The organism is Mesorhizobium ciceri WSM4083, from assembly GCF_000519305.1.
In the GTDB taxonomy this organism is placed as follows: Bacteria; Pseudomonadota; Alphaproteobacteria; order Rhizobiales; family Rhizobiaceae; genus Mesorhizobium; species Mesorhizobium ciceri_B.
The window spans coordinates 49,569-76,246 of the sequence record NZ_JAFG01000005.1 but is presented as its reverse complement, the minus strand read 5'-3'; the positions used below and the strand labels follow the sequence as shown (position 1 = coordinate 76,246).

The following is a 26,678-nucleotide window of genomic DNA, read 5'->3' as shown; positions in this document are numbered from 1 at the left end:
GGGCAAAAAATTGACGGCATGGACGTTTGGTCGAACGCGGACTATCTAGAGCGCTACAATCCCATTCAGCCATGGAACAAGAAGGCCTCTCGGTTGGCACGCGGTTTTTTCATCACCTTCGAAGGCGGCGAGGGGGCAGGCAAGTCGACGCAGATCGAGCGGCTGGCCAGGAAGATGCGCGCCAAGAAATACGATGTGCTGCTTACCCGCGAACCCGGCGGCTCGCCGGGCGCCGAAGCGGTCAGGCACGTATTGCTTTCAGGCGCCGCCGAACCGTTCGGGCCGAAGATGGAAGCGCTGCTTTTCGCCGCCGCGCGGTCCGATCATGTCGAGCAGGTGATCCGGCCGGCGGTCGAGCGTGGCTCCATCGTGCTTTGCGACCGCTTCCTCGATTCCTCACGCGTCTATCAGGGCGTCACCGGCGGCATCGATCCGGCGTTCATGGATGCGCTGGAGCAAGTCGCCATCAACGGCATGATGCCAGACATGACGCTGATCTTCGACATCGACCCAGCGGAAGGCTTGAGGCGCGCAACGCTGCGGCGCGGCACCGAGGCAGTCGCCGACCGTTTCGAAAAGGAGACGCTGGCGGTCCACCAGGCCCGCCGCGAGGCGTTTCTGGCGATCGCCAAGGCCGAACCGGAGCGCTGCATCGTGGTCGACGCAGCCGCGGAGCCCGATGCGGTCGAGGATGTCGTCACCGCGGCGGTGTTCGCGGCGCTGGCGGCGAGAGCGCCGGCACGCGACAGGCAGGCGACGCCGGCATGATCTTCGAGCGCATCGCACCCGAGCAGCACGACACGCTCGACGGCGTGCCGGAGCCCTCCGAAACGCCCGTTCTGGTCGGGCATAGCCAAGCTGCAGGCGTGCTCACCGCCGCCTATCGTGCGGGCAAGCTGCCGCATGCGTTGATCTTCTCCGGGCCAGTCGGCATCGGCAAGGCGACGCTGGCCTTCCACCTTGCGCATCATCTTCTGAAGCACGCGGATTTCTCGCAGGCGCCGGAAAGCCTTGCCACTCCCGATCCGGCGTCGTCGCTGTTTCGCCAGATCGCCACCGGGGCGCATCCTTCCGTGCTGCATCTGACCCGGCCGCTGAACGACAAGACCAAGAGTTTCAAGACAGTCGTCACCGTCGATGAGATACGCAAGGTCAGCCGCTTCCTGTCGCTGACCTCGCACGACGGCAGCTATCGGGTCGTCATCGTCGACCCCGCCGACGACATGAACACCAATGCGGCCAATGCGTTGCTGAAAAATCTTGAAGAGCCGCCGGCACGGACGCTGTTCATCCTGATTGTCCACGCGCCGGGCAGCCTGCTGCCGACGATCCGGTCGCGCTGTCAGGTGGTGCGATTGAACCCGCTCGACGCCGACGACCTGATGACGGTGCTGGCAACGACCGAGCCGGCACCGCCTGACGATCCGACGGCGCGCGCGGCACTGGTCGAGCGGGCAGGGGGCAGCGCCCGCAACGCGATCCTGTTGACGCAATATGGCGGGCTGGAGATCGCCTCGACGCTCGATGCTCTGGTCACGGGGAGAAAGAGCGATGTCGGTGGCGCGTTCCGCCTCGCCGAAGCCGTGGCCGGCCGCGATCAGGCAATCCAGTTCGATATCTTCAACCGCAGGGCGCTGGACCTGTTGTCGGACGCGGCAAGCCAGGCAGCGCTGGCGGGCGATCTCGCACGGGCCAAAACGCTGTCGGACACTTGGCACGAGGCGCTGGACGCTATATCTGAGACCGACACCTACAATCTCGACAAGAAGCAGCACGCCTTGATCATGATCGACCGCCTGAATTCTGCAATGCGAATGTGACGGTTTTCTCGATGCATGCCGTTGCCCCCGAAACCGGGGCCACTTTTGGGCGGCATGCATTGGCATCGGGATGGCAAATGCTGCCTCGATACGATATCCACCGCCACGCCTTTCCATTCAGACATTCATGACGGTTCATTCATGTCACGCGACAAGTTCTACATCACCACCCCGATCTTTTATCCGAACGGCAAGCCGCATATCGGCCACGCCTATACGGTCATTGCAACCGACGCCCTGGCGCGCTTCCAGCGCCTGGATGGCAAGGACGTCTTTTTCCTGACCGGCACCGACGAACATGGCCTCAAGATGCAGCAAACGGCCGAGAAGGAAGGCATAACGCCGCTGGCGCTGGCCGACCGCAATTCGGCGATTTTCCGCGCCATGACCGAGGCGATGGGTGGCTCGAACGACGACTACATCCGCACGACGGAACCGCGCCACTACGAATCCTGCCAGGCAATCTGGAAGGCGATGGCCGCCAATGGCGACATCTATCTCGACCGCTATAGCGGCTGGTACTCGGTTCGCCAGGAAGCCTATTTCGACGAAGGTGAGACGATCGTCGGCGACGACGGCGTGCGTCGCGAACCGCTTGGATCGCCCGTCGAATGGAACGAGGAAGAAAGCTACTTCTTCAGGCTTTCCACCTATCAGGACAAATTGCTGGCGCTTTATGAGAGCCAGCCCGACTTTGTCGGTCCGACCGAGCGCCGCAACGAGGTGCTCAGCTTCGTCAAGTCCGGGCTGAAGGATCTGTCGATCTCGCGCACGACCTTCAAATGGGGCGTGCCGGTGCCGGGCGACGACAAGCATGTGATGTATGTCTGGGTCGATGCCTTGACCAACTACATCACCGCCGCCGGCTATCCCGACACGACGGCCGAGCAATGGCGCTATTGGCCGGCTACGCACATCATCGGCAAGGACATTGTCCGCTTCCATGCGGTCTATTGGCCGGCCTTTCTGATGTCGGCGGGCATAGAGTTGCCAAAGCGCGTTTTCGCGCATGGCTTCCTGTTCAACCGCGGTGAGAAGATGTCGAAATCGGTTGGCAACGTCGTGGATCCATTCGCGATGGTCGAGCACTACGGTCTCGACCAGGTGCGCTACTTCTTCCTGCGCGAGGTGCCCTTCGGCAACGACGGCAGCTACAGCCATGACGCGATCGTCAACCGCACCAATGCCGATCTTGCCAACGGCCTCGGCAACCTGGCGCAGCGCTCGCTGTCGATGATCGCCAAGAACTGCGGCGGCGTGGTACCGCAGCGCGGCAACCTGACGGATGCCGACAGCGCGATCCTGGACCAGGCCGTCGCCGCTCTCGACACCGCGCGCAAGTCGATGGCCGAGCAGGGCATCCATCTGGCGCTGGCGGCGATCTTCGGCGTGGTGGCGGAAGCCGATCGCTACTTTGCCGGCGAGGCGCCATGGGCGCTGAAGAAGACCAACCCGGAACGAATGGAAACCGTGCTGTGGACGACCGCAGAGGTCGTGCGCCGCGTGGCGGTGCTGTGTCAGCCCTTCACTCCGGGATCGGCCGCGAAACTGCTCGACCTGTTGGCGGTGCCAGCGGACAACCGTGACTTCGCGCATGTCCATGCCGACTATGCGCTGGTGCCCGGTACGGCATTGCCTGCACCGGAAGGCGTCTTTCCACGTTACGTCGAACAGCCGGACGCGAACGTCTGATGCTCGTCGACAGTCATTGCCATCTCGACTTTCCCGACTTCGCCGAGGAGCGGGCTTCCATCGTCGCCCGCGCCAAGGCAGCCGGTATAGGTCGCATGGTGACGATCTCAACCCGCGTGAAGCGATTTCAGCAAATCCTTGAAATCACAGAAACTTTCGATGAAGTATATTGTTCGGTCGGTACCCATCCGCACAATGCCGGGGAAGAGCTGGATGTGACGTCGGCCGATCTGGTACGGCTGGCTGCTCACCCGAAGGTGGTTGCGATCGGCGAGGCCGGTCTCGACTATTTCTATGACAAAGCGCCCCGCGATGCGCAGGCGCAAGGCTTTCGCACCCACATATCAGCCGCGCGCGAGACCGGCCTACCGCTGGTCATCCATTCGCGCGATGCCGATGCCGACATGGCAGCGATCCTCGAGGACGAAACAGGGAAGGGCGCCTTCCCCTTCATCCTGCATTGCTTTTCCTCAGGACGCCGGCTTGCCGAGGTGGGCGTCGCTCTCGGTGGCTACGTGTCGTTCTCGGGCATCCTGACTTTCAAAAATTCAGCCGAGTTGCGTGCCATTGCCGCCGATGTCCCGCATGACCGACTGCTGGTCGAAACCGATGCGCCTTATCTGGCGCCCGTGCCGTTTCGCGGCAAACGCAACGAGCCGGCCTATGTCTCCCATACCGCCAAGGTGCTGGCCGAAACAATCGGCGTAAGCGAAGCTGAAATCGCCGATCTGACCACGGATAATTTCTTCCGGCTGTTCGGCAAGATGCCGCGGCCTGGAGAGCAAAGTGCCTGAACGATGACCGACCGGCTGCGCCTCACCATTCTCGGCTGCGGCTCGTCCCCAGGTACGCCGCGCATCACCGGCGACTGGGGCAATTGCGACCCCGACAACCCCAAGAACCGGCGAACGCGGGCTGCCGCACTCGTCGAGCGGATCGCGGCGAACGGCAGCCGCACGACAGTCGTCATCGACACAGGACCGGATTTTCGGCAGCAGATGCTGTTGGCCAGCGTCAAACGCATCGATGCGGTCGTCTATACGCACCCGCATGCCGACCATATCCACGGCATCGACGATCTGCGCGGTTTCGTCCTCGACCAGCGCCAGCTGATCGATGTCCATGCCGACAAGGCGACAATGCTTCGGCTGCGGGAAGCGTTCGGATACTGCTTCGAGACGCCGCAAGGCAGTTCCTATCCGCCGATCGTCAGGCCGCATCTCATCGACCACACTAGGCCGGTGGTCATCGAAGGAGAGGGGGGTACCCTCACCCTCGAGCCGCTGCCGCAGATCCACGGCGACATCGTATCGCTCGGTTTCCGCATCGGCGGGCTCGCCTATTGCCCCGACATCAGCGACTTTCCGGAACCCACCGCCGAACGGCTGCGCGCCCTCGACTTTCTGATCATCGACGCGCTGCAATACCGGACGCATCCAAGTCACCTATCCCTTGGCGAAGCGCTTGAATGGATCGAGCGGCTGGCGCCAAGACACGCCGTGCTGACGCATATGCATGTACCGCTCGACTACACCACGGTGATGGCCGAGACACCCGCCAACGTCGAGCCGGCCTATGATGGGATGGCGATTGAAATCCCTTACGAATCAGCGTGATGCGAATAGACTTTCATACAGGCTTTCGGTTCATTGGTGCGAATATCAGCAGCGTTCCGATCCGTTCGTAGCCCATCCGGGGATAAAGCAGCGCCCCGGCGTGGGTTGCAGCCAGCACCGAGTACCTCGACCCGCGCGCCCGATCGTCGTGCAACATTTTCGACATCAAAGCCTGGCCAATGCCGCGACGCCGGTGCGAAGGCTCGACATACATGCTCGAACACCACGTGGCTTCCACGGCATCCAAGCTGCGCACGCGCCCAACGATATCGGCGCCATCGACTGCCACATACTGGCGCAACGGCGCGCTGTCGCCGAGCAACTGATCCGGGATCGGCTGTCTGCGGATGATCTTTCCCAACTGCGCCGCCCGTTCGGCTGTCTGCACGCGTTCGACCGAAGCAACCGCAACCGCTGGCGGGCTCGGAATCCGGCGCAACCGGTGGACGAAAAAGCCTTCGGTCCGAAGCAGCCGGTAGCCGAGAGCTTTGTAGGCGGTTCGTGTCGGCCCGTCCGGATCCTCGTTCGCGATCACAACGGAAATGGCAAAGCCCGGCCGTGCATGCTGGCGCACGACGGCATCGGCTTCTTGAGCGGCGACGTCATGGACGACCCATTCTTCGCCGCGGTAGTCGCGAAGATTCTTGCGCTCGGCATCGCGCATCAGCCACAAGCGTCCAACGCGGCTGGCCTCGTAAGGAAAGGTGCGGCTTCTGTCGGCGCTGAAGCCATGCACGAACACTTCGATCGCCGCTTCGATCTCGCTGTTTGCCATCTTCATTTCGACAGCCTAGCGTTGGCCATCCGCTCAAGGCAATACGGCACAATCGGCTCAAGCCTATGAGAATCAGCGGTGGCTTACAGTTCCTGGTCCATGCGTTAGTTCCATAATCTATCTTATGCGACTTCCTGATGTGGCGGCGATGGAGTCGCCACGGGCCTTGGATTCAGATACGCCTCTGGTAAGAACTCTCTCATGGAAACCCTTGAGGCTCAGAAACACAGAGCATCGGTTCGCAGGCGTGCGGCTGCGGTCAAATCGTTTCGCTGCAAGAACTTGGTAGCCGTTGTCGAAGATCCGAATGATATCAGGAACATCGGAACGGCACTTCCTGATGACTGGCAGCAAATGCGCCAACGGAAATCGCTTTCGGAAACGTCTGTATCAGCCGTCAAATGGACGTTTGTGAAACGATTCGACAGCACTGACGCCTGCCTCAGCCATCTGGAAAAACATGGCTTTGTGTCCGTCGTCACCTCGCCGCATATAAAGGGAAAGACCAGCGTTTTCCTGCACGAGGGCGATTATACCCAGCACACCAAACTCGCTGTCTGGTTCGGTAATGAGAAACGGGGCATCAGCACCCTCGCGGTCGAGCGCAGCGAGATGTGCGTAGCAATCCCAATGTTCGGGATGATCGAGAGCCAAACCTCGGGACCAGTTCGGGTATCGTTCTCTACGAAATCACGAAACAGCGACGTGAATATCAGAGCAAATTCCGCCGCGGAAGACGGAAGGGAAAACGCGCTGAGCCACTACCTACTGTAATGCGTCGTGAAATTGAGGGCTTTGCTTCGAGCGAAACTGAACGGACTGACGAGCCAAAATGAATTGGTGGTTCCAACGCGCGGCTGTCGGCGGCGTGCTCGACCCCACGTCAGTTGGGGCGATCAGGCTCCCTATTCCAGAATAACGGTGGCTTCCACCTCGAACAGCATGGGGTCGATTGCAAGCTTGGGAACGGGAACCAGTGTCTGCGCCGGCAGCGCCTCGCCGAACATGTCCTTGACGTTCCTGGTCAACACATCGAGCTTGGACATGTCGTGGTCGACCACGAAGACCGTGAGCTTCGCCACCTGATCCGGCTTGGCGCCGACGCCCTCGAGCGCCGCATGCAAATTTGCGTAGGCCTGCTTAACCTGGACGGCGAAATCGGGTGACAAGGCTCCTGTGCTGTCTTGGCCGCCCTGCCCGGAGATGTAGGCAATTCGAGCTCCGCGCGGTGCGATCACGGCGGTGCTGTAGCCATTCGGCGACGGGTCGTAGAGCGTCTGTGGATTGACGATGGTCAGCTTGAGGTCGTTCCCAGTCGCTGTAGCCGCAGCGGAAACTGCCATGGTCATGATGATTAGCCCTCCGGTAAGCAGATGCTTGATTGCGCGTGACATGATTTCTCCTGGCTCTGCTGACCGCGAATAACGCACTCGCGGCCGGCATGAACCTTTAACCAGATCGCTCATACGATGAATCGTGCGATGTACGAGTCATCGTATAGTACAACGTACTAGTCAAGCGATCAGCGTCGACATTCCTGACGGTGCCTGCCAAAATCGACGTTCGGCCAGCAAGGAAGACAGATGACAGCCAAACCCCGCAGTGCCAGCAAACGATCGCAACGGACAAAGCTTCCACCCATGCAGGAAGCGAGCAGCGAGCCGCCGCTCTCCCGAGAGCGTATCGTGGCGATCGCGGTGGAACTGCTGGACGCCCAGGGCGTAGACGGATTGACAATGCGTCGGCTGGCCGATCGCCTCGGCTCGGGTGTGATGAGCCTATATTGGCACGTCGACAACAAGGAGGATGTCTTTGATCTGACACTCGATTCGGTGCTCGAATATCGCGGATCGCCTGAAACAGGTGAGTCTCCGGACTGGCGCGGAGACGTCGTTCATATGCTCGAAGACTGGCGCGCCACAATGTTGCGACATCCCTGGTCGGCATCGCTGTTGCCGCGACGGGCGCTTGGCCCGAACATCCTCAGTCGCCTGGAAATGCTGAGCAAGACCTTGTCCAGAGCCGGTGTTGCAGACGCGGATCTCAACGCCGCGATATGGTCGCTCTGGAACTATGTGATGGGCGCCACCCTCACCCGGGCAAGCTTCGACCTCTCGGAAGAAGACAGAGCAGCCGCACAGCAGCGTCTTACACATCTCAGCGAACACTATCCGACAATCGAACGCTCTCGTCTGCTGTTGGACAACGATTGGGACGGCACTTTCCGAAAAGGCCTGGACTTCCTGCTCGATGGCCTCTCGCCAAGATAGATTCCGGCGGCTACGCCCGGAGCAGACTGGATGGCACTGCTTTGCGCACGCCAGTTTGACGCAATAGCTTCCCAATCCACATCATCACATTTGGCTCGCTGCCAAGGCGGCACAGGCAGCGGGCAAGCCCCGGGTGCTCGATCCCATCGGCGGCGGTGGCTGGCGCGGCTGCATTGCAGCTGAATTGTTGCTGCTGGCGATGTCGTCGTTACGCATTGCCAGACGATGGTCGGAATCCTCTCGGCAGTCGATCTTTTGCGCAAACCTTTTTGCCTGACATGCGTTGTTTCCTCTCCAAGCCAAGGAGACGATCATGCAGATGAAGTCGGAAATAGCCGGTGAAGCGGCCAAGCAGCGCCATATCCAACGTGGCGTCGATGCCAAGGACAAATCGAAAGGCGATGAGAAGCAGCAAGGCGCCATGCAGGCCGGCGCCCGTGAATATCCCGAGCCCCCCTTCCCCGAGCAACATCAGCCCAAACCGGGGCACGAATGGGCGCTAGAGCCGGAGCCGCTGTACGATGCGCCCTACTATCTCGGATCGAAAAAACTCGACCAAAAGGTAGCGCTCATCACGGGCGGCGATTCCGGCATCGGCCGCTCGGTGGCGGTGTTGTTCGCCCGCGAGGGCGCCGACGTCGCGATCGTCTATCTGACCGAGGACAAGGATGCCGAAGAGACCAAATCAGCGGTGGAAAAGGAGGGACGACGCTGCATCCTGGTCAAGGCCGATGTCAGCGAACGCAGCCACTGCCACAAGGCGGTCATGAAGACCGTTGAAAAATTCGGCCGCATCGATGTGCTGGTAAACAACGCTGCGTTCCAGATCCATTCCAGCGATTTCGGCGAGCTGACCGAAGAACATTTCGACACGACGCTGAAGACCAATCTTTACGGCTATTTTCATATGGCGCAGGAAGCGGTGCCGCACATGAAGCCCGGTTCGGCGATCATCAACACCGGTTCGGTAACCGGCATCGACGGTTCAAAACAGCTGGTCGACTATTCGATGACCAAGGGCGGCATCCATGCCTTCACGCGGGCCCTATCGGGCAATCTCATCGGCAAGGGCATAAGGGTGAATGCGGTCGCACCGGGTCCGGTGTGGACGCCGCTCAATCCGTCGGACAAGGAAGCCGACGACGTCTCTAAATTCGGCGCGGACACGCCGATGAAGCGACCTGCGCAACCGGAAGAACTCGCGCCGGCCTATGTGTTCCTCGCCTCGCCGCATTGCTCGAGCTACATCACCGGCGAGATCTTGCCGGTCGTCGGAGGGTACTGAGGATGGCCGAAACGAAATCCGTAACCAAGGAGTAGGATGGATGGGCCGTCTGCTTTTCATGGTGGCGCTCGCTTGTGTAGCGTACCGCATCTACACGGAAACTGCAGGATCTGCTCGGCATGTGCCGCAGGATGACGATGAGGCGCAGCGCAAGCAATCAGCGGCCTTGGGCGTCGACCCGTCTCGCTGACGGAGTGGAAACCTGCCGTCAATCCGGCCGGCCGAGTTACCAGCCGGCCGGATTGCAGCCTTATTCGGCTGCCTGCAGGTTGATCTTGCTTTCCGCCATTTCGGTGAGCTTGCGATCGGTCGCCTGTTCTTCCTTCAGGTTCTTGGTCAGCACATTGGCGCAGTCGGTGCGGCCGAGTTGCTTGGCCCAGGCGATGAGCGTACCGTAGCGGGTCATTTCATAGTGCTCGACGGCCTGCGCCGAAGCAATCAGCGCCGCGTCGAGAACCTCCTTGTCATCGACATCACCGCTCACATCGTCGGCCTCCTCGAGAATGCCGTCGATTGCCGGACAGTTGACCTCCTTGGCCTTGACGCCATGCAACTCAAACACCTGTTCGACGCGCTCGATATGGCCCCTCGTCTGGTCGAGGTGTTTTTCAAATCCGGCTTTCAATTGCGGGTCGGTTGCCTTGTCGATCATCTTCGGCAGCGCCTTCTCGATCTGCTTTTCGGCGTAATAGATGTCGCGCAGCGTGTGCACGAAGAGATCGTCGAGTGTCTTGATGTCCTTCGAAAAGAAGCCCATGGCCTTACCTTTCATTGCACTTGGTGTGGATTTCGGCGACGGGGTTTGCCGCCAGCAAGACCGGGACGGTTCCCGGCTTGTCTGGTCAACGTACCGGCGCCGAAGGAGTTCCTGATTTCCGAGGGCGAACCGTCCCCTTCTCCAGACCTGTGATCCGGTCGGTGGGGAGCCTTTGTCTCGATCACACGTTCTAGCCGCAGGGCAACCGGAACGAGAAGGTCGGCGGAATGTATTTCATGGCATTGGCGACAGACTATGATGGCACGCTGGCTCATGATGGGATCGTCGCCAGGAAGACGCTCACCGCGCTTGAGCGATTCAAGAAAAGCGGCCGCAAGCTTGTTCTCGTCACCGGGCGTGAACTGCCCGATCTCAAGCGCGTCTTTCCCGAGCTTAGCCTCTTCGACAAGGTCGTCGCTGAGAATGGCGCGATGATCTACACGCCGGCCAGCGAGGAAGAGCGGGTGATTGCCCCATCGCCCGAGCCCAAATTCGTCGCCAGATTGAAGAGGCAGGGCGTCAAGCCGCTTTCGGTCGGGCGATCGATCGTCGCAACCTGGGAACCCCATCAGGCGACCGTGCTCGAGGTCATCAAGAAGATGGGTCTCGAACTGGAAATCATCTTCAACAAGGGTGCGGTGATGATCCTGCCGAGCGGCATCAACAAAGCCACCGGGCTCGCTGCGGCCCTTCAGGACCTTCGGCTTTCGCCGCACAACGTCGTCGGCGTCGGAGACGCCGAGAACGACCACGCGTTCCTGCAAGCCTGTGGCTGCAGCGCCGCCGTCGACAATGCAATTCCGGCGGTCAAGGATACAGCCAACCTGGTCATGCGGGGTGCCCGCGGCAAAGGCGTGGAGCAACTCATCGCAAAGATGATAAAGCGTGATCACGCGATAGTGCCGAAGCGCCATGACGGCATCGTTCTTGGATCATCTGGCGGCGATGATATCTACCTGTCGCCGAGCGACACGATCCTCATTGCAGGGAGTTCCGGTATCGGTAAATCCACCTTGGCCACCGCGCTGACGGAACGCTTCGTCGAAAGCGGCTTTCAGTTCTGCGTCTTCGATCCCGAAGGCGACTATGATGGCCTCGAAGGCGCCGTTCGCCTGGGAGACGGCTCAAGCGCGCCGACAAAGGCGCAGGTGCTGGATCTGATCGCCAAGGCCGACAGCAACATTGTCGTCAATGGATTGGCCCTGCGCGTCGACGAGAGGCCGGATTTCTTTGCCGACCTGCTGCCTGGCCTCAGCAGTTTCCGCCGGCGCACCGCGAGACCGCACTGGCTCGTCATCGATGAAGCGCATCATCTCCTGCCCAAGCGGCGCGACGATACGCGGGCGGTCCTGTCATTGGAATTGCCGGGCACAATCCTGATCACCGTTCACCCCGAGGCGATTTCGACAGACGCCTTGCGCCTTGTGACAGCCATCATTGCGCTTGGCCCCAAGGCGAAGGACGTGGTGAAGGTCTTCTGCAAGGAAACCGGCATTGAGCCGCCGAAGGACATTCCAACGCCCAAAGGCGCGCGCGTGCTGTTCTGGCGGCCGCAGGCGGGCAAGAAAGTCAAGACGGTCAAGGTGGTCGAACCACGTCAGTCACTCAAGCGGCACAGCCGGAAATACGCCGAAGGTCAGCTCGACGAAGCTGGCAGCTTCTATTTCCATGGCCCTGACGATGCGATGAATCTCAGGGCTCACAATCTGATGATCTTCGCTCAGATCGCCGAGGGCATAGACGACAAGACCTGGGAGTTTCATTTGCGCTCCGGCGACTATTCCAAATGGTTTCGACATCAGATCCGGGACAAGGATCTGGCGCGCGAAACCGCCGAGGCGGAAGAGGACAAGACCCTGTCGGCGGAGCAGAGCCGCAAGCGGGTGCTTGATGCCGTGCGCCGCCGTTACACGGCTCCCGCCACAGCCCCGGAATGACATGAGAGCCAAGCCAATCAAGCTAGCGCTGCGTGTGAAAACTTATCAGTCAAGCAACGCCACCACCGCGACAATTTCGATGACGATGTCGGCTTGTGGAGCCCCTCCTCTCAGAGCTCTTGACCCTCAGCCTATCAGATCGTCTATCCTGATCGGCAGATCGCGAATGCGCTTGCCGGTGGCATGATAGACGGCACTCGCCACGGCAGCAGCCGTTCCGACATTGCCGAGTTCGCCCAAGCCCTTGACGCCGGCAGGATTGACCTGATGGTCGGTCTCGGGGACCAGGATAACGTCGACCTCTTTGATGTCGGCGTTGACCGGCACGAGATAATCCTGCAGGTCGCGATTGACGTAGCGCGCGTGTCGCTGATCGATTTCCGTCGCCTCGTGCAAGGCCTGGCCAATTCCCCAGATCATGCCGCCCATCAGTTGGCTGCGCGCGGTGCGCGTGTTCATGATGCGCCCGGCAGCGAAGGCTCCGACGATACGCGGCACCCGGATTTCGCGTGTATAGCTGTTGATGCGCACTTCGACGAACTCGGCGCCGAAGGCATATTTGACCGAATCCTTGTCTCCTTCTCCGCCATGAAATTCCGGCTGTCCGGCATAGAGCTTGCTCAATGCCTCCGGCGAAGAACCCTTCGGCGCGAACTCGGCATATTCTTCGAGGGCGCCGACCTGCATGGCCTTGAAGACATCGGCCAGCTTTGCGGATTTGCCGGTCTCGGTGACGACCTTTTCGTCCTTCAAGTCCAGCTTCGCATTGCCTGAACCAGCCAGCGGAGCCCCCCTGCCCGCAGCGGCGGCGAACAGCTTTTCGCGTATCGCGTCGCAGGCTTTCATGACCGCCGAGCAGACACTGGCGGTCGAGATCGATCCGCCCGACACGGGAGCCGGCGGCAAGGCACTGTCGCCCATCTCGACGCTGACCTTATCCATGCCGACCCCCAGTCTTTCGGCCGCCATCTGGCCGGCGACGGTGCGAACGCCGGTACCGATTTCATGCGAGCCGCACTGGACCCGGACCTCGCCATCGGCGGTGAAACGAACCCGGGCCGCGCAAGGTGCGGCGGCAGTCGGATAGATTGCCGTCGCACAGCCCATCCCGACCAGCCAATCGCCTTCGCGCATCGAGCCGACCCTGGGATCGCGTTTCGACCAGCCAAAGGCATCCGACGCCTGGTCATAGCACTTGATGAGTGAGCGGCTGGAAAATGGCTTGCCTCCGATCGGCTCCTTCTCCGGTTCATTGATGCGACGAAACTCGACAGGATCCATGCCGAGGGCCACGGCCATTTCGTCCATGGCGTTTTCCAGCGCGTAGACATAAGGCGTCTCCGGCGGCGATCGCATGTAGCCAGGCGTGTTGCGGTCGGCATGAACCAGCGAAACATGCGTCAGAACGGAGCCGTAATTGTACATGCGCGCGGTGGCGGACGTGCCGCCGACGACATAAGGATCAGGGCGTGACGTCACCTCCCATCCCTCATGTCCGAACGCCGTGATGCGGCCGTCCTTGCCGGCGCCCATGCGGATCCGATGCCGCGTTTCGGCTCGATAGATCTGCGTACCGAAGGCTTGCATGCGATTGACGACGCAACGAACCGGCCGGCCGATCCGCCGCGCAGCGACGGCAACGATCGCAGTGCGTGCCGTCATCGGCCCCTTGGAGCCGAAGGCGCCGCCGATATAGGGACTGACGATCCGCACATTGGCCGGATCGAGCTTCAGTTGGCGTGCCAGTTCCACCTTCCAGCCCGTAACATTCTGGCTGGGCTCGTGTATCGTCAACTGGTCGCCCTGCCATATGGCCGTGGTCGAAAACAGCTCGATCGGATTGTGATGCTGGGTCGGCGTCGAATATTTTTCGTCGATCTTCACCGTCGCATCCGCCCAGGCGGCATCGAAGTCACCGGCCTTCGCATCCTCCTTGAACATAGGGCTTTTGCCGGCAGCCGGTTCCATCTTCACGCCCTTGGAATCGAAGCTGGCGCTGGGCCGTTCGTTCTCGTAATCGGCGCGGATCAACATCGCTGCTTCCTCCGCCGCCTCGAAGGTTTCGGCGACCACCAGAGCGATGATCTGACCGTCGTGAAAAACCGTCTTGTCGTGCAAGGGCCCGATCGAACTTGCGCCGGTGTTGCCGAATTTCGGCGTGTCGGCCTTGTCCATATCGCCATAGGTGACGATGTCCAGCACACCGGGTACGGCCCTGGCGTCTTTCGTGTGAAGTTCGGAAACCTTGCCCCGGGCAATGCTGCTGGTGGCAAGGGCACCGTAGGCGACGTTGGCTGTGACGATGTCGGCGGGATAGCCGGCCTGTCCGGTAACTTTTAGCCGGGCGTCAATGCGAACAACGGGATCGCCCTGGTTTTCCCTTGGAGCGGGTGCAGCTTGGTTCATGGCTCAGCCCTTCATATTCCGGGTTTCAAGCAGCGCCCGCACCAGCGTGCGCTTGCCGAGCGGTATCTTGAATGCGTTATGCTCGCGCGGTCTGGCATCGGCGAAAGCAGCCTCGGCGGCCTCCTGCGCCGTGGCTTCGTCAAGCACTTTACCCTGTAGCGCGTCCTCTGCTTCGCGCGCACGCCACGGCACCGTCGCCACTCCGCCAAGCGCAATGCGCGCACTCCTTACCGTCTCGCCATCCATGTCGAGCGCGACAGCCGCGGACGCCAGCGCAAACGCGTAGGATTCACGATCGCGTATCTTCAGATAGCGCGACCGGCTGCTCCACGGCGCGAGCGGCACTTCGATGGCGGTAATAAGCTCGTCGGCGGCCAGATCCGTCTCGATGTCGGGCGTCTCACCCGGCCGTCTATGCAGCTTGGCAAAAGCAAGCTTGCGCCTTCCCCGCGAACCTTCGATATCGACGGTGGCGTCGAGCGCAACCAGCGCCTGCGCGAAATCGCCGTGATACGTGGCAATGCAGGCATCGCTGGTACCCAGCACGGCGTGCTGGCGATTGGATCCTTCCATCGCAGCGCAGCCGGAGCCGGGTTCGCGCTTGTTGCACGGCCAGGAAATCTCTCGAAAATATTCGCAGCGCGTACGTTGCAGCACATTGCCGCCCAGGCTCGCCATGTTGCGAAGCTGACCGCTGGCGGCGAATTTCAGGCTGTCGGCAAGCAGCGGGCAACGGCGCCTGACATCATTGTTGTCGGCTGCTTCACCCATACGGACCAGTGCACCAAACCGGATCGTGTCATCGTCTATCCTGATCTGCCGCAAGGCCGGCTCAGCAAGAGTGTTGAGGTCGAGCAGTCGCTCCGGCCGCGTGACCCCGAGCTTCATGTAGTCGGCCAGATTGGTGCCGCCGGCGATGAACTGCGTGTCGGCGCCGGTTGGCGGAACACGCACGGCATCGGGACCGGACGCCATGGCGATGGCCGCGGAGACGCTGGTTGGTCTTTCATATACGAAGGGGCGCATCCTAAGCCCTCCTGGTCTCGTCGCGTGCCTGGACGATCGCCGCAACGATGTTGGGATAGGCCGCGCAGCGACATAGATTGCCGCTCATATATTCGCGAATATCGTCTTCCGACCCAGCGTGGCCTTCGTTGATGCAACCGATGGCGGACATGATCTGACCCGGTGTGCAATAGCCGCATTGAAAGGCATCGTGGTCGATGAAAGCCTGCTGAACCGGATGCAATTCCCCGTCCGTCGAAGCCAGGCCTTCCACCGTTGTGATCTCCCGGCCCTGGTTCATGACGGCAAAGCTCAAGCAGGACAGTACCCGCTTTCCGTCGATCAGAACCGTGCAGGCGCCACACTGACCGTGATCGCAACCCTTCTTGGTGCCGGTCAGGCCGACATGGTCGCGCAGGGCGTCAAGCAGGCTGGTTCGATTGTCGAGAGCGAGGTTGTAGGCCTGTTTGTTGACGCGGATCGAAACCGCCGACAAGTCGCGCGGTTCGGCCGGTTTTGCGGACTCTGGCTGGGCAGCTCTCGTCGGGGAATTCGCAAGCGGCATCACCGCCGCCGCTGAAACAGAGGCCGTCATGAACATGCGTCTGCTCAGGCCACTGGACATCTTGGCATCGGACATGGCTGGCTCCGGGCTGGCTGGGTCTAAGCGGCCCAAACCAGTCGCAGAGGACAAAGTTCCCTCCTCACGAGCCTGTGATCCTTTTTTCTGCTGGCGGGATCGATGTAACCGGACCTCACCTGTCGAGCGATGGTTGTGTGCCAAGGTTGGAAGGAGGCGATCATCAGCGATGGTCGCATGACAAGGACGGTAACAATGGACCTGTGTTCTCTGCGGAGCAGGCGAGACAGGGCGAGATCATCCTGCGAACGCGCCGCGTAGGGTTATCTTCATAGCCGGCTTGGTCGGGATCGTGATCCTGGCCATCGTGGTCAGGTGGCAATCGGCTGAACCATTCCCCTCGCCTCGCTGCTACGCTTTCCCCGGCCAGAAATGCGTTGGCTTGCGCGGCCGGGCGTGTTTGGCCGTGCCTGGGGATGCGGCATTGGCTACGCGAATTTCTGTTGGAACCAGCGCGTCGGGTCGACGTTCAGCCCTTGTTCAACAGGAGGAACTGGCCATGCCACGAGGCGACAAATCGAAGTACACTGACAAGCAGGAGCGTAAAGCCGACCACATTGCCGAAGGCTATGAGAAGCGCGGGGTTTCCGACAGGGAGGCAGAGCGGCGTGCATGGGCAACCGTTAACAAGGACGATGGCGGTGGCAAGAAGGAAGGCGGTTCCGGCCGGGGCAAACACACGGGCCATCCGGCGGCGCACAAAGGCGGCAAAAGCGGCGGCAAGGCATCGGCATCACGGTCTGCCGCAAGCCGATCGGAATCGGCGAAGAAAGCTGCAGCGACCCGCAAGCGCAATGCGGAACACCACGCACATTGATATGAGGCCGGCGCCCAACGGGTCGAACGATGGAAGCTCAGGGATGAAATCGCAGCTCGTCAATGAGATCGGCGGACAACGGACATTTGTCGTGGTGCTCGACCCAGGCGAAGAAGCGTTCGCGGCACTGACCGCCTTCGCAGTCGAGCAGAAGATCGGCAGCGCGTCCCTGACCGCCATAGGGGCTTTCGAAAAAGCCACCGTGGGCTGGTTTGATCCGGCCGCAAAGACCTACCGCAACATCCCTATCGACGAACAGTGCGAGGTTCTGAGCGCGATCGGCGATGTCGCGCTGGGTGACGATGATATGCCCAGCCTGCACGTCCATGCGGTGCTTGGATTGAGCGACGGCACCACCCGGGGTGGACATCTGCTTGACGGCATCGTTCGGCCCACGCTCGAAATCACTCTCGTGGAAGCGCCCGGCCATTTGCGCCGCAGCAAGCGTCCGGACCTCGGTGTCGCGCTGATCGATCTGGCTGACTGATCTACAGCCCCTCTAGCTCGTTCTCACGCTTTCTTGCTCCGCTCAGCAGATGCTGTATCCGGCGCAGCTTCCCACCCGAACACGCTGCGCCCGCCAAGCAGATGCGACTGGTCGAATTCTCCCGCGACAATTTCCTTCAGGCTGGGGCCGGTTGCGTATCGTTCGACTTGCCGCGACTGATCGTCGAGCCGCCTCAAGGCGCCGATTTCTTCATCGCGACCGAGCTTTGCCTTTTGCACGGCCGACTTCAGAACCCCGATCGTCTCGTCATAGACCTTCAACGGTACTGGAAATGGATGCCTGTCCTTGCCGCCATGCGCCAGCGAGAAGCGGCCGGGATCGGAAAAACGGCAAGGCGCGCCATGCACCACCTCGGCAACGAGGGCCAGCGCGCGCACCGTGCGCGCGCCGACGCCAGGGACCAGAAGGAGCTCGGCGAAATCGGTGGGACCACGGTCCGCGGCGGCGGCGATATTGCCGTGAAGACGATGCATGACGACATCGCTTTCGCGAACGTCATGGTGAGCCGGCATGACCAAATGCGGCAGCAGCGGCTGCTCCGGTTCCTGCCGGCGCGTCGGCTCCGCGCAACGCTCCAATGCTGCAAGCTCGCCCAGGATGCGATCGGGTCCGAGGTCTTGCAAAAGGTTCAGTTGCCCTTGGCGCGACGCGTCGGCGCGCCTGTCGGTCAGGTTGACGATCTCACCTTGATGGGCGCCCTCGATGGCGGCATGCGGCTGGTCGACAAAACTCTTGAGGCCCTCGGAGAGCCAATGGTAGCGGCGCGCCACCTTGCTGTCACCGTTCATGCCTTGCTGCACCACGACCCAGCGACCGTCATCGGTGACGATGAAACCATGCAGGTAAAGATCGAAACCGTCCTGGACTGCAGCGCTGTCGACCTTGGCGACAAGCCGGCTGACGGTGGCAAGGCCCGCTCCGTCGAAGCCGACGCGTTGGCCGATGGCCTCCAGCTCATGCGGGGTTTTGCGCGAATGCACGCCGCGACCACCGCAGACATGAATGCCGAGCTCGCCGGAGAGCGGCGTGAGGCCACGCTTCAAAGCGCCCACGACGCTGGTCGTGATCCCCGACGAGTGCCAATCCATGCCCATGACAGCACCAAAGGACTGGAACCAGAATGGATGCGCCAGCCGCCGCAGCAGCTCGTCTCGACCATAGTGATGAATGATCGCCTCGCACATCACGGCGCCAAGACGCGTCATGCGGTCGCCCAGCCATTTCGGCACGCGCCCGCCATGCAGTGGAAGATCAGCACTTCCCGATCGTTGCGTCACGTCTGCTACCCGTCCTGGTGTCCGTCATTCTCTTAACAGATAGGCAGCCAAACCGCGCAAGGAAGCATGGACACTTCCACCCGGGCCGGGTTAGCGGACGTCAAGTCCAGTTCGAGAGAACCGTTTCCATCTCGACCGTCTCGACCTGCTGCGCGAAACGTTGGTGGTAAACGGTCAGCAGTGCGTCATGGGTTGCGTCGGAAGAACTGCACAGCGCATCGGTGACGAGAACCACGCGATAGCCGAAATCGATGGCTCCGAGCACCGTGGCCAGAACGCAAACATCCGTTTCGCCACCGGTGATGACCAGCGTATCGATGCCGCGCTCCACCAGAAGGGCTCTGAGGCGTCCTTCGAACCAGGGCGAATAGATGTGCTTGTCGATGATCGCCGCTGGCGGGCAGTAGCCGGCTAAAGACGGCAACAGCTCGGTCATTTCCGCCCCGATCGTCTCGATCGTCAGTGAAGCCCAGCGCTCATAATAGCGCTTCCATGTGCCGACGCCCTGCCCCGGCTTTTCGGCTGGCAGGAAGCGTGTAAAGACCGTCTGTGGCGCGCGTCTTTCGACCAGCCTCTCGATCTGCGGGAGAACCCGGGTGATCCAGGGCGTTGCCCATTCAGACGGCTCGGCAAACAGCCGTTGCATATCCACGCAGACATGCATGCATCGATCGCCCAGGGGACCGTATGCCAGCCCCGGCATCGACATCAGTGCGCCTCCGGCCGGCCATGCATTCCCTAACTCCTCTCCTTGCCAGCAAAGACACGCAACGCCGCGCGCAAGCACTGGTTCCTGAGATAGCCACAGGAACCGACGCAAATGGCCGGCGTTTCCGCTGAGATAAATGGAGGTGCTCGCATGAGACCGCGCGACAGGCGTTGGAGCCGCAAGTCAGCCGGGGCGACGAAATGGAACTGAGCGGCGGATGTCTCTGCGGCACGATCCGCTTCCGCGTTGGAAGCGAACCGAGAGTGCATTATTGCCATTGCGATATGTGCCGGCGAGCGACCGGCAGTGCATTCGCGGTCCTGGCCTGGGTGCCTTGCCAAAGCCTGACCTGGACCAATGCGACGCCGACCTATCGCAGGTCTTCGCCGATTGCTTGCAGGGGGTTCTGCTCGGCCTGCGGATCGCCGCTCAGTCTTTCCTATGACGCATCGCCCGGAGAGATCGCGCTGCATGTCGGAACGTTCGACGATCCGGCTCGCCTGGAGCCGCGCTACAACTATGGATCGAAGCAGCGACTTGGCTGGGTTTGCTGCGGAATAGACCTGCCGCACCACGATACCGAGGAGCGATGGTGAAACCATGTCTGAAGGGCAAGCCAGATGAGCATGTTTTACCGGGCGGCCAAGATTGCCGAAGAGGTCCACGCAGCACAGCGCGACAAGACCGGGCGACCGTATATCGAGCACTGCCGCCGGGTCGTTGACGCGGTCGAAACCAGGGACCAGAAGGTCGTCGCCTATCTCCATGACGTCGTGGAAAAGGGCGAAGGCTGGAACCGGACCAGGTTGGACGAGGCCGGCTTTGGCCCGACGATCGCTTCGGCCGTCGACGCCATGTCGCGCAGGGATGGCGAGGACTACTTCGCGTTCGTGCGACGAGCGGCATCCAATCCATTGGCGCTGCAGGTGAAGCGCGCGGATCTGGCGGACAATATCTGGCAGGCGCGACAGGTGGGGGCATCGACCGTCAAATACGAGGAGGCACTGCGCATCCTTGATGACGAGTTTCCGCGCCGCCAGCACCGGCCTTGAGTTTCAGCTCACCCCGTGCGGACGGGCAATCTATTCCGGGACGTGGGGCGTGTGCCGTCTGTCCTCCGCGGGCTCAGCATCAATGCGCGCCGTTTCCGGATCGAATGCACCATGACGTGCAATCGCCCGCGCCGCGGTTTCAGGCGTCTCGTATGCCCACATGAAATCGTCAGCCGAGCTGCCTACCGCATGGACGCGCCAATAGCTCGCGGTACCTTTCAAAGGAGAGCGGCTGGTGGTGTTCGTCTTTTCGAAAAGGTCGAAATAGATGTCTTCGAAAGGGATGTAGAACACGGGCTCATGCCCTTCTTCCTGAAGCACTTTCGCCCGTTCCGTGGCAGCGACTATGGCGTCGGAAAATCGTACCGTCACCGTGCCGGCAAACGGTTCTATGGCCAATTGGCCAGCATGGTGTCTTGAGATTGCGCCTGAAGCTTGCATTCAAATTCTCCCTGGCTGCCGATTGATTGCGAGACCGCATTTCGGTTCGTCATGCATGGAGACGAAATGCACGGCGATGCGTCAGGTTCCGGCCTGTACTATGAGGTCGAATGACGAACCCACTTCAGCGCTTGCTCTGGCTATCGAGAAACGGAGCCGCGATCGCGGGGAGGCGCTTATCGCTTGCGTGGGATGACCCGCTTGGTAATTTTCGTACCGATATTTTTCGTGACACACCGATGCCCGCGGTCTTATGAGTCAGGCTATCGGCCGGCGCCAAGCACGTCCCTCTCCGATCCCACTGCCCGGCGCTCGATGCCTGATCGCCCGTCGCATCGACATGGCGGGCTGTTGCTTCGATTGGAGGTGACGCCCATGCGGGAATTGCCAAAAGACATCGACGCCGATGTGGTCATCGAAATCAGCAAGCTGCTGGACGACAGCCCGCTTTTCGTCCCGGTGCGGGTTCATGAACTTGCGGCCAGGGTGAGGCAGAGGGTGAAGACCGGTCTGCCGGATCTTTCGATCGAAGAGCTGATCGTGGAGATGGCCTCGGTACGTCAGCTGGCCATGGCCTTCGATCTGCCTGGATCGGAGAATGTCGTGCAAATCCCGGTGCGGTATCGCTGCTAGCCCTGCGGCATCACACGCTCCATCCGGAGGTCAGGACAAGCGATGCCTCAAACATCTGCGCACCGATCTCATCGCGTACTTTGACGGTTACCTTGACGAAATCGCAATCGGGCATTTCGTCTTGGGCGACATCCTGCAAAATACGAATTGCTTCCGCCTTCGCTTGTTCCCGGGATTCGAACAGCTGCCCGTCATTGTCGGGTACGGTGCCGTCACCATTTTGAAGATCGAAATAATACCGCTTCATTTTTCCTGCCACTGGAAATATCTGGCGTATCAATGATTTCGCTTCCTTGGTTCCTGCCCGCTCAATGGCTGGTGAAGACGTGGTCGTTCAACGCACCGCAGCGCGAAGCGCCGATATGAAAAGCACCAGCAACGCCAAGGCATTGAGGCCCGCGGCGATGGCATGCGAATACTCCCATTGGCGCCGCAGCAGCTCCCAGTTGTCAGGGAGGACAGTCCAGTTCCGGGTCGCCTGATTGATTGGATAGGTCAGCGTCCAGAAGGCAAATTGCGTGGCGCCGATGCTGAGACAGGCTACAACAACCAAGCCGAAAGATGCACTCGCTCGGTAGAGCAGGATCGCCAGGGCGGCTGTAGAGAGCAATGCTCCCAGCACCACGATGCCGAACAGGCTCCATCCGTCATAGGCGCGCTGCGCAGCCAGATAGTTCGGCCCGTCCAGCTTCATCTTGTTGAACATCGCGAAGAAATGCGCCGCGGCCGGAACGAAAGCCAGTGCAACGAAAATGAAGCTGGCCACTCTCAGACTATAAATTGCCATGTCCGGTCTCCTCTCAAGAGAGAGCTAGGGCAATCGGCAGAGTTGAAAAGGTCGTTTGAGCGGCGGCTTTCGCCCGCGATCGTATGATCTCAAGCGAGGTCGTTTTTAGCCCTCACTCAACTATCTCGGAACATTTTTTTTGGGTGCTGGTTCTACGCATTGAAGGGACGAACCTTACCCAGGGAGATTTCCCCATGAAACATGTTCTCATTACCAGCATGCTGGCGATCGGGCTCGGCTGTGGAACGGCGATGGCTCAGACACAACAGCCCGAAAGCCAGTCTGGCGCAGAAGCCAATTGCGCTTCCGGGCAGGCTGACTGCCAGGGCGGTTCCAAGATGGGCGAGCAGTCCCAGGGCAAAGCTAAGATGCAGACCGATGAGCAGGCTCAGGGCAACGCCGGCGCCTCCACCGATCAGCAGGCCCAGGACAAGACCAAGCTGAAGACCGACGAGCAGGCTCAGGGCAAGGCTGGCACCACCGATCAGCAGGCCCAGGGCAAGGCCAAGCTGAAGACTGACGAGCAGGCTCAGGGCAAGGCTGGCACCACCGATCAGCAGGCCCAGGGCAAGGCCAAGACGCAGACCGACGAGCAGGCTCAGCGCAAGGCCGGCACCACCGATCAGCAGGCCCAGGACAAGACCAAGATTCAAACCGATGAGCAGGCTCAAGGCAAGGGCGGCACCACCGAGCAGCAGGCTCAGGATAAGGCCAAGATGCAGACCGACGAGCAGGCCCAGGGCAAGGCCTCGACACAGGATACGACGTCGACCGGCTCCATCAACAACGTGACGGTGGAGCAGAAAACCCAAGTCACTCAGGTCATCCGGGAGACGAAGGTCGAGCCTGTGTCTAATGTCGATTTTGATATCACCGTCGGCGTCGAAGTTCCGCGGCAGAAGGTCAGGCTGCATCGTTTGCCGGCTCGTATCGTCAAGATCGTTCCCGCTTACGAGAGCTACGAGTATTTCGTGCTTGCGGACGGACGGATCGTCATCGTTGATCCGGATACGTTCAAGATCGTGCTGGTTTTGACCTGATATGTCCACCAGCGGTCCGCCCTCTAGAGGGCGGACCGTCATTGCTGGACTGCCATGGGTTCAAGCAACGCAGAGGACCGCAGTCGGCCAGTTGGTACATCCACCCGGTTAGAGGCGCCCGAGCACGACCAGGACTATGACTACAAGCAGCACCAGACCGAGGCCGCCGCCACCGTAATAACCGGTGCCGTAGAAAGGCCCGCCGCCAAGCCCACTAAAACCGCCAAGCAATGCGATAATCAGAATGATGATAAGAATTGTGCCGAGACCCATGACTTGCTCTCCTGTTTGCGGCTTCGCGCCGTATAGACGGAGCGGCGGTCGGCGGCTGATGAGAATAGGAACTCGCTACAAGCCTTCCTGTTCCCGACTGAGACCTCATGACGCTGCCAGGTTCAAAGATGTCGGGCGAACAAAGGTTACCCCGAGACCCCCAAGTAGCCCCGGTCTTTCAGCAATCCAGCGAGATGGGCGGCGTTTGATGCTGCCATTTCGATCGCACCCGAGACTTTTTCCGGAGTTGCCGGCAGGTCGACATAGTTGACATCCTCCATGGCCTCGCCAACCCAGTAGACCCCGCCATTGGCCGGGATGGTGAAGCCAACATCGTTCAATGCCTGGAAGCATTCCGCGTGGCAGTGATGCGCACCGTCCTCATTGCCGACGATGGCCACCAAGGCCACCTTTCCTGCTGCCGGCATGCGCCCTTTGTCATCGGTCTCCTCGAGAAACGCATCCATCCGCTCCAGGACGCGCTTGGCCACACTCGAGGGCTGGCCAAGCCAGATCGGGAGGCCGAGTACGAAAATGTCGGCCGCCAGTATTTTTTCTCTGAGTTTCGGCCAATCGTCGCCCTCGCCCATGTCGGAGAGCACGCCGGGCTTGATATCGTGACTGAGCGCACGCACGATCTCGCCCTTCACCTCGTATTGCATCAGCGCCGCCAGGACATCGGCGAGCAACCGATCGGTGGAGGATTTTTCCCTGTCGTTCGAAGCTTTGAGCGAGCAATTGAGTGCGAAGGCCGTAAGCGGCATCTGGATCTCCCTGCATTGTCCTAATTGCAAATCGCCGCGACGACGTCGCGACAGCCCATTCGCCCGTTGCGGGAGCGCCCGGCATTTAACGCCAGGGTTGAATGCTTGTTCCGCCAAGCGGACCAACAGGCCGGGGGCGAGATGGCCCCCTCCTCCCACTTGGTGACGGTCCAGCCGGCTCACAGGGGCACTGACCACTACTGGAGGACAGACAGCGATGAGCGATTCCGACGCAGGCTGTCTGGCGCAAAGAACCTGCAAGGTCACATGATCGCCAACTGCGGCGAATTCCTGCCGATCGAGGCACCGGCAGAATTCGTCAAGGCGTTGGTGGAATTTGCACCGAGATAGGTGAAGCGATCCGCGTTTATGCAGGTGCCTACTGGCTCGCGGAAGTTACGCGCCAGACCGTGTTTCCGACATCGTCGGCGATCAGCAACGCGCCCGATTTGTCGACGGCAACACCGACCGGCCGCCCGTGCGCCTTGTTGTCCTTGTCGAGGAAACCGGTGACGACATCCTGCGGCTTGCCGTCTGGATGACCGTCCTTGAACGGCACGAAAACGACCTTGTAGCCGTTGAAGCTCTTGCGGTTCCAGCTGCCATGCTCGCCAACAAAGGCGCCGTTGCGATACAGGTCCGGCAGGTTGGTTCCAGTGTAGAACGCCAAGCCCAGAGGTGCGACGTGGGAACTCAAGGCATAATCGGGAGGGATCGCCTTGGCGACCAGGTCCGGCCGCTGCGGCATCACGCGCGGGTCGACATGCTGACCATAGTAGCTGTACGGCCAACCATAGAACGCGCCGTCCTTGACCGAGGTCATGTAGTCGGGAACCAGGTTAGGACCGAGCTCGTCGCGCTCGTTGATAACAGCCCACAGCGCGCCGCTCTGCGGCTCCCAGCTCAGTCCGTTGGGGTTGCGCAGGCCGCTCGCGAAAACACGATAACGGCCAGTGGCCCTGTCGACTTCCCAGATGGCGGCCCGGTCCTTTTCCGCCTGGATGCCGTTCTCGGTGATGTTGCTGTTGGATCCAATGCCGACATAAAGCAGAGACCCGTCGCGGCTGGCCACGAGAGACTTTGTCCAGTGGTGATCGATAGGCCCGCCGGGCAACGGCGTCAGCACGGTGCCCGGGGCGGTGATCTTGGTGTCGCCCGACGTGTAGGGGTACCGCACGATGGCGTCGGTGTTGGCGACGTAGAGATCGTTGCCAACCAGGGCCACACCAAAGGGCGAATTGAGATGATCGAGAAAAACCTCCTGGACATCGGGCACACCATCGCCGTTGGTATCGCGCAGCAGGGTGATACGGTTGCTTCCTTCGGTGCCGCCGCCCGACGTCGCCATGGACTCGATCCAGCCCATGACCAGGTCTTTCGGCCGCTTGATCGCCGCACCGGGCGGCGCCACGGATTCGACCACCAGAACGTCACCATTCGGCAATGTGTAAAGCGAGCGCGGATGCTTCAATCCCTTGGCGAAGGCCTGGATTTGCAAACCCTTGGCGACCGTCGGCCTTTCCTCCTGTTTCCAACCGATGACCGACGCGACATGCATCGGCGGCACCAGATACTGGATCGGTTCAGGCAGCGTCGGGTTCGCTCCGACCTGATCGGTGGGATCCGGTTCGTTGTCGCTGCATGCGGGCAGCACCAAAATCGATCCGCACAGCAGACCGAGGCTGGCGATCCGCGGGATATATCTGGCGGAGACATTCATTCGACCACCTCCACTTGAGTGCGGCCGGAACTCCATCCCAGCAGGCTCAGCAAGAGAATAACGATCACGGCGGCGGCGGACAGGATGAGCCCCGTCGGCATGACCGAGGTCCAGGCATCCCGGCTGTGCACCAGTGCGTTGAAGAGCGATATGACGAGCACGACGAGGCTGCCGAGGAGATATGGCCATACGCGCCCGGCTTCACCGGAAAGCCGGTCGGTAAACAAATCGACCAGTGCTGCAAGAACCGCGAGCACGCCTACAAGCAGGCCGGCAAGCAGCAGCCAGGCGGAAAAATCGGCCCACATCATTTCAGCGCTTCGCCAATAGGCAACGTCGGTCAGCAATGTGCCGACGAAACATGCATTTGCGACTGCCATCGGCGTTCTATGCAACGGACGCCTGGCGGCCACCAACACGGATCGGGCGCGGGCCATGGACATTCTCCACCTTT

At 60.9% G+C, this 26,678-nt stretch carries 31 protein-coding genes; 16 read left to right on the top strand and 15 right to left on the bottom strand.

The features are described from left to right. Positions 1-93: 93 nt before the first annotated feature. The 5 genes from tmk (at position 94) to MESCI2_RS0110065 (ending at position 5,128) form a co-directional block, all read left to right on the top strand. Entirely contained in the window at positions 94-768 is a 675-nt protein-coding gene (gene tmk / locus MESCI2_RS0110085) for a dTMP kinase (protein WP_027036478.1), read from the top strand. After that, a complete protein-coding gene (locus tag MESCI2_RS0110080) occupies positions 765-1,820 on the top strand; it encodes a DNA polymerase III subunit delta' (RefSeq protein WP_027036477.1) in 1,056 nt (351 codons plus the stop codon). Before tmk ends, MESCI2_RS0110080 begins: the two co-directional genes overlap by 4 nt. A 141-nt stretch (positions 1,821-1,961) precedes the next feature. Then, complete coding sequence (metG, locus tag MESCI2_RS0110075; RefSeq protein ID WP_027036476.1) at positions 1,962-3,512, top strand: methionine--tRNA ligase; 1,551 nt, start codon at positions 1,962-1,964, stop codon at positions 3,510-3,512. Continuing rightward, a complete protein-coding gene (locus MESCI2_RS0110070) occupies positions 3,512-4,306 on the top strand; it encodes a TatD family hydrolase (protein WP_027036475.1) in 795 nt (264 codons plus the stop codon). The genes metG and MESCI2_RS0110070 overlap by 1 nt, the downstream gene beginning before the upstream one ends. Positions 4,307-4,309: 3 nt before the next feature. Beyond that, positions 4,310-5,128 carry an MBL fold metallo-hydrolase gene (locus MESCI2_RS0110065; protein WP_027036474.1) on the top strand — a complete coding sequence of 273 codons (819 nt, stop codon included), beginning with the start codon at positions 4,310-4,312 and terminating at the stop codon, positions 5,126-5,128. A 13-nt stretch (positions 5,129-5,141) separates the two neighbouring features. On the opposite strand, the gene MESCI2_RS0110060 is transcribed toward MESCI2_RS0110065, so the two are convergent. Beyond that, entirely contained in the window at positions 5,142-5,792 is a 651-nt protein-coding gene (locus MESCI2_RS0110060; RefSeq protein WP_245270294.1) for a GNAT family N-acetyltransferase, read from the bottom strand. Positions 5,793-6,104: 312 nt separating this feature from the next. Between MESCI2_RS0110060 and MESCI2_RS01000000134575 the strand changes: the two genes are divergently transcribed. Continuing rightward, positions 6,105-6,677: a TrmH family RNA methyltransferase gene (locus MESCI2_RS01000000134575; protein ID WP_197031537.1), complete on the top strand. Its 573-nt coding sequence runs from the start codon at positions 6,105-6,107 to the stop codon at positions 6,675-6,677. A gap of 131 nt (positions 6,678-6,808) precedes the next feature. Here the strand turns inward: MESCI2_RS01000000134575 and MESCI2_RS0110050 are convergent, their stop codons facing one another. Then, complete coding sequence (locus tag MESCI2_RS0110050; RefSeq protein WP_027036472.1) at positions 6,809-7,297, bottom strand: RidA family protein; 489 nt, start codon at positions 7,295-7,297, stop codon at positions 6,809-6,811. A gap of 189 nt (positions 7,298-7,486) precedes the next feature. On the opposite strand from MESCI2_RS0110050, the gene MESCI2_RS0110045 reads away from it, so the two are divergent. From MESCI2_RS0110045 to MESCI2_RS1000000136685, 3 genes are all read left to right on the top strand, one after another. Next, positions 7,487-8,173, top strand: coding sequence for a TetR/AcrR family transcriptional regulator (locus tag MESCI2_RS0110045; RefSeq protein ID WP_027036471.1), 687 nt, complete (start codon positions 7,487-7,489; stop codon positions 8,171-8,173). Positions 8,174-8,486: 313 nt separating this feature from the next. Beyond that, complete coding sequence (locus MESCI2_RS0110040; RefSeq protein WP_027036470.1) at positions 8,487-9,458, top strand: SDR family oxidoreductase; 972 nt, start codon at positions 8,487-8,489, stop codon at positions 9,456-9,458. A gap of 40 nt (positions 9,459-9,498) precedes the next feature. Continuing rightward, positions 9,499-9,648 (top strand): hypothetical protein, encoded by a 150-nt coding sequence (locus MESCI2_RS1000000136685; RefSeq protein WP_081738681.1) that lies wholly within the window; start codon positions 9,499-9,501, stop codon positions 9,646-9,648. 60 nt (positions 9,649-9,708) lie between these two features. On the opposite strand, the gene MESCI2_RS0110035 is transcribed toward MESCI2_RS1000000136685, so the two are convergent. Further along, the gene (locus MESCI2_RS0110035; RefSeq protein ID WP_027036469.1) at positions 9,709-10,215 is read right to left on the bottom strand and encodes a ferritin-like domain-containing protein; all 507 of its coding nucleotides are present in this window, start codon (positions 10,213-10,215) and stop codon (positions 9,709-9,711) included. Positions 10,216-10,442: 227 nt separating this feature from the next. On the opposite strand from MESCI2_RS0110035, the gene MESCI2_RS0110030 reads away from it, so the two are divergent. Then, positions 10,443-12,152, top strand: a complete 1,710-nt coding sequence (locus MESCI2_RS0110030) for an HAD-IIB family hydrolase (RefSeq protein ID WP_027036468.1) — start codon at positions 10,443-10,445, stop codon at positions 12,150-12,152. Positions 12,153-12,278: 126 nt separating this feature from the next. On the opposite strand, the gene MESCI2_RS0110025 is transcribed toward MESCI2_RS0110030, so the two are convergent. From MESCI2_RS0110025 to MESCI2_RS0110015, 3 genes are read right to left on the bottom strand one after another with little or no spacing between them, the layout of a single operon-like run. Continuing rightward, positions 12,279-14,558 (bottom strand): xanthine dehydrogenase family protein molybdopterin-binding subunit, encoded by a 2,280-nt coding sequence (locus tag MESCI2_RS0110025; protein WP_027036467.1) that lies wholly within the window; start codon positions 14,556-14,558, stop codon positions 12,279-12,281. 3 nt (positions 14,559-14,561) lie between these two features. Further along, the gene (locus tag MESCI2_RS0110020; RefSeq protein ID WP_027036466.1) at positions 14,562-15,584 is read right to left on the bottom strand and encodes an FAD binding domain-containing protein; all 1,023 of its coding nucleotides are present in this window, start codon (positions 15,582-15,584) and stop codon (positions 14,562-14,564) included. 1 nt (position 15,585) lies between these two features. After that, on the bottom strand, positions 15,586-16,203 hold the full coding sequence (locus MESCI2_RS0110015) for a (2Fe-2S)-binding protein (protein ID WP_027036465.1): 618 nt from the start codon (positions 16,201-16,203) through the stop codon (positions 15,586-15,588). Between the two features lie 499 nt (positions 16,204-16,702). Between MESCI2_RS0110015 and MESCI2_RS0110010 the strand changes: the two genes are divergently transcribed. Then, the gene (locus MESCI2_RS0110010) at positions 16,703-17,020 is read left to right on the top strand and encodes a hypothetical protein (protein WP_027036464.1); all 318 of its coding nucleotides are present in this window, start codon (positions 16,703-16,705) and stop codon (positions 17,018-17,020) included. A gap of 43 nt (positions 17,021-17,063) precedes the next feature. Further along, complete coding sequence (locus MESCI2_RS0110005; protein ID WP_027036463.1) at positions 17,064-17,507, top strand: PPC domain-containing DNA-binding protein; 444 nt, start codon at positions 17,064-17,066, stop codon at positions 17,505-17,507. Positions 17,508-17,530: 23 nt separating this feature from the next. Here MESCI2_RS0110005 and MESCI2_RS0110000 read toward each other — a convergent pair whose 3' ends face one another. Beyond that, positions 17,531-18,805, bottom strand: coding sequence for a DUF763 domain-containing protein (locus tag MESCI2_RS0110000; protein WP_027036462.1), 1,275 nt, complete (start codon positions 18,803-18,805; stop codon positions 17,531-17,533). A 100-nt stretch (positions 18,806-18,905) separates the two neighbouring features. Next, positions 18,906-19,514 (bottom strand): cysteine hydrolase family protein, encoded by a 609-nt coding sequence (locus MESCI2_RS0109995; protein ID WP_027036461.1) that lies wholly within the window; start codon positions 19,512-19,514, stop codon positions 18,906-18,908. A 200-nt stretch (positions 19,515-19,714) separates the two neighbouring features. Between MESCI2_RS0109995 and MESCI2_RS0109990 the strand changes: the two genes are divergently transcribed. Together MESCI2_RS0109990 and MESCI2_RS0109985 are read left to right on the top strand one after the other, a co-directional pair. Next, positions 19,715-20,110: a GFA family protein gene (locus tag MESCI2_RS0109990; protein WP_027036460.1), complete on the top strand. Its 396-nt coding sequence runs from the start codon at positions 19,715-19,717 to the stop codon at positions 20,108-20,110. Positions 20,111-20,134: 24 nt separating this feature from the next. Next, positions 20,135-20,566: an HD domain-containing protein gene (locus tag MESCI2_RS0109985; protein ID WP_027036459.1), complete on the top strand. Its 432-nt coding sequence runs from the start codon at positions 20,135-20,137 to the stop codon at positions 20,564-20,566. A gap of 30 nt (positions 20,567-20,596) precedes the next feature. On the opposite strand, the gene MESCI2_RS0109980 is transcribed toward MESCI2_RS0109985, so the two are convergent. Continuing rightward, complete coding sequence (locus MESCI2_RS0109980; RefSeq protein ID WP_027036458.1) at positions 20,597-21,007, bottom strand: DUF427 domain-containing protein; 411 nt, start codon at positions 21,005-21,007, stop codon at positions 20,597-20,599. A gap of 375 nt (positions 21,008-21,382) precedes the next feature. On the opposite strand from MESCI2_RS0109980, the gene MESCI2_RS0109970 reads away from it, so the two are divergent. Continuing rightward, positions 21,383-21,640 (top strand): hypothetical protein, encoded by a 258-nt coding sequence (locus MESCI2_RS0109970; RefSeq protein WP_027036457.1) that lies wholly within the window; start codon positions 21,383-21,385, stop codon positions 21,638-21,640. A 10-nt stretch (positions 21,641-21,650) separates the two neighbouring features. Here the strand turns inward: MESCI2_RS0109970 and MESCI2_RS0109965 are convergent, their stop codons facing one another. Together MESCI2_RS0109965 and MESCI2_RS0109960 are read right to left on the bottom strand one after the other, a co-directional pair. Beyond that, positions 21,651-21,887, bottom strand: a complete 237-nt coding sequence (locus MESCI2_RS0109965) for a DUF6894 family protein (RefSeq protein WP_027036456.1) — start codon at positions 21,885-21,887, stop codon at positions 21,651-21,653. An 87-nt stretch (positions 21,888-21,974) separates the two neighbouring features. Next, positions 21,975-22,427: a hypothetical protein gene (locus MESCI2_RS0109960; protein WP_027036455.1), complete on the bottom strand. Its 453-nt coding sequence runs from the start codon at positions 22,425-22,427 to the stop codon at positions 21,975-21,977. Between the two features lie 194 nt (positions 22,428-22,621). Between MESCI2_RS0109960 and MESCI2_RS0109955 the strand changes: the two genes are divergently transcribed. Continuing rightward, positions 22,622-23,467: a DUF1236 domain-containing protein gene (locus tag MESCI2_RS0109955; protein ID WP_027036454.1), complete on the top strand. Its 846-nt coding sequence runs from the start codon at positions 22,622-22,624 to the stop codon at positions 23,465-23,467. Positions 23,468-23,575: 108 nt separating this feature from the next. Here the strand turns inward: MESCI2_RS0109955 and MESCI2_RS1000000136680 are convergent, their stop codons facing one another. The 4 genes from MESCI2_RS1000000136680 to MESCI2_RS0109930 all read right to left on the bottom strand — a co-directional run bounded on the left by MESCI2_RS1000000136680 (position 23,576) and on the right by MESCI2_RS0109930 (position 26,661). Further along, on the bottom strand, positions 23,576-23,740 hold the full coding sequence (locus MESCI2_RS1000000136680) for a DUF3309 family protein (protein ID WP_081738680.1): 165 nt from the start codon (positions 23,738-23,740) through the stop codon (positions 23,576-23,578). Between the two features lie 146 nt (positions 23,741-23,886). Then, positions 23,887-24,504, bottom strand: a complete 618-nt coding sequence (locus MESCI2_RS0109945) for a flavodoxin family protein (protein ID WP_027036453.1) — start codon at positions 24,502-24,504, stop codon at positions 23,887-23,889. Between the two features lie 379 nt (positions 24,505-24,883). Next, the gene (locus MESCI2_RS0109935; RefSeq protein WP_027036451.1) at positions 24,884-26,224 is read right to left on the bottom strand and encodes a PQQ-dependent sugar dehydrogenase; all 1,341 of its coding nucleotides are present in this window, start codon (positions 26,222-26,224) and stop codon (positions 24,884-24,886) included. After that, positions 26,221-26,661, bottom strand: coding sequence for a DUF2231 domain-containing protein (locus MESCI2_RS0109930; RefSeq protein ID WP_027036450.1), 441 nt, complete (start codon positions 26,659-26,661; stop codon positions 26,221-26,223). The genes MESCI2_RS0109935 and MESCI2_RS0109930 overlap by 4 nt, the downstream gene beginning before the upstream one ends. Between the last annotated feature and the right edge of the window lie 17 nt (positions 26,662-26,678).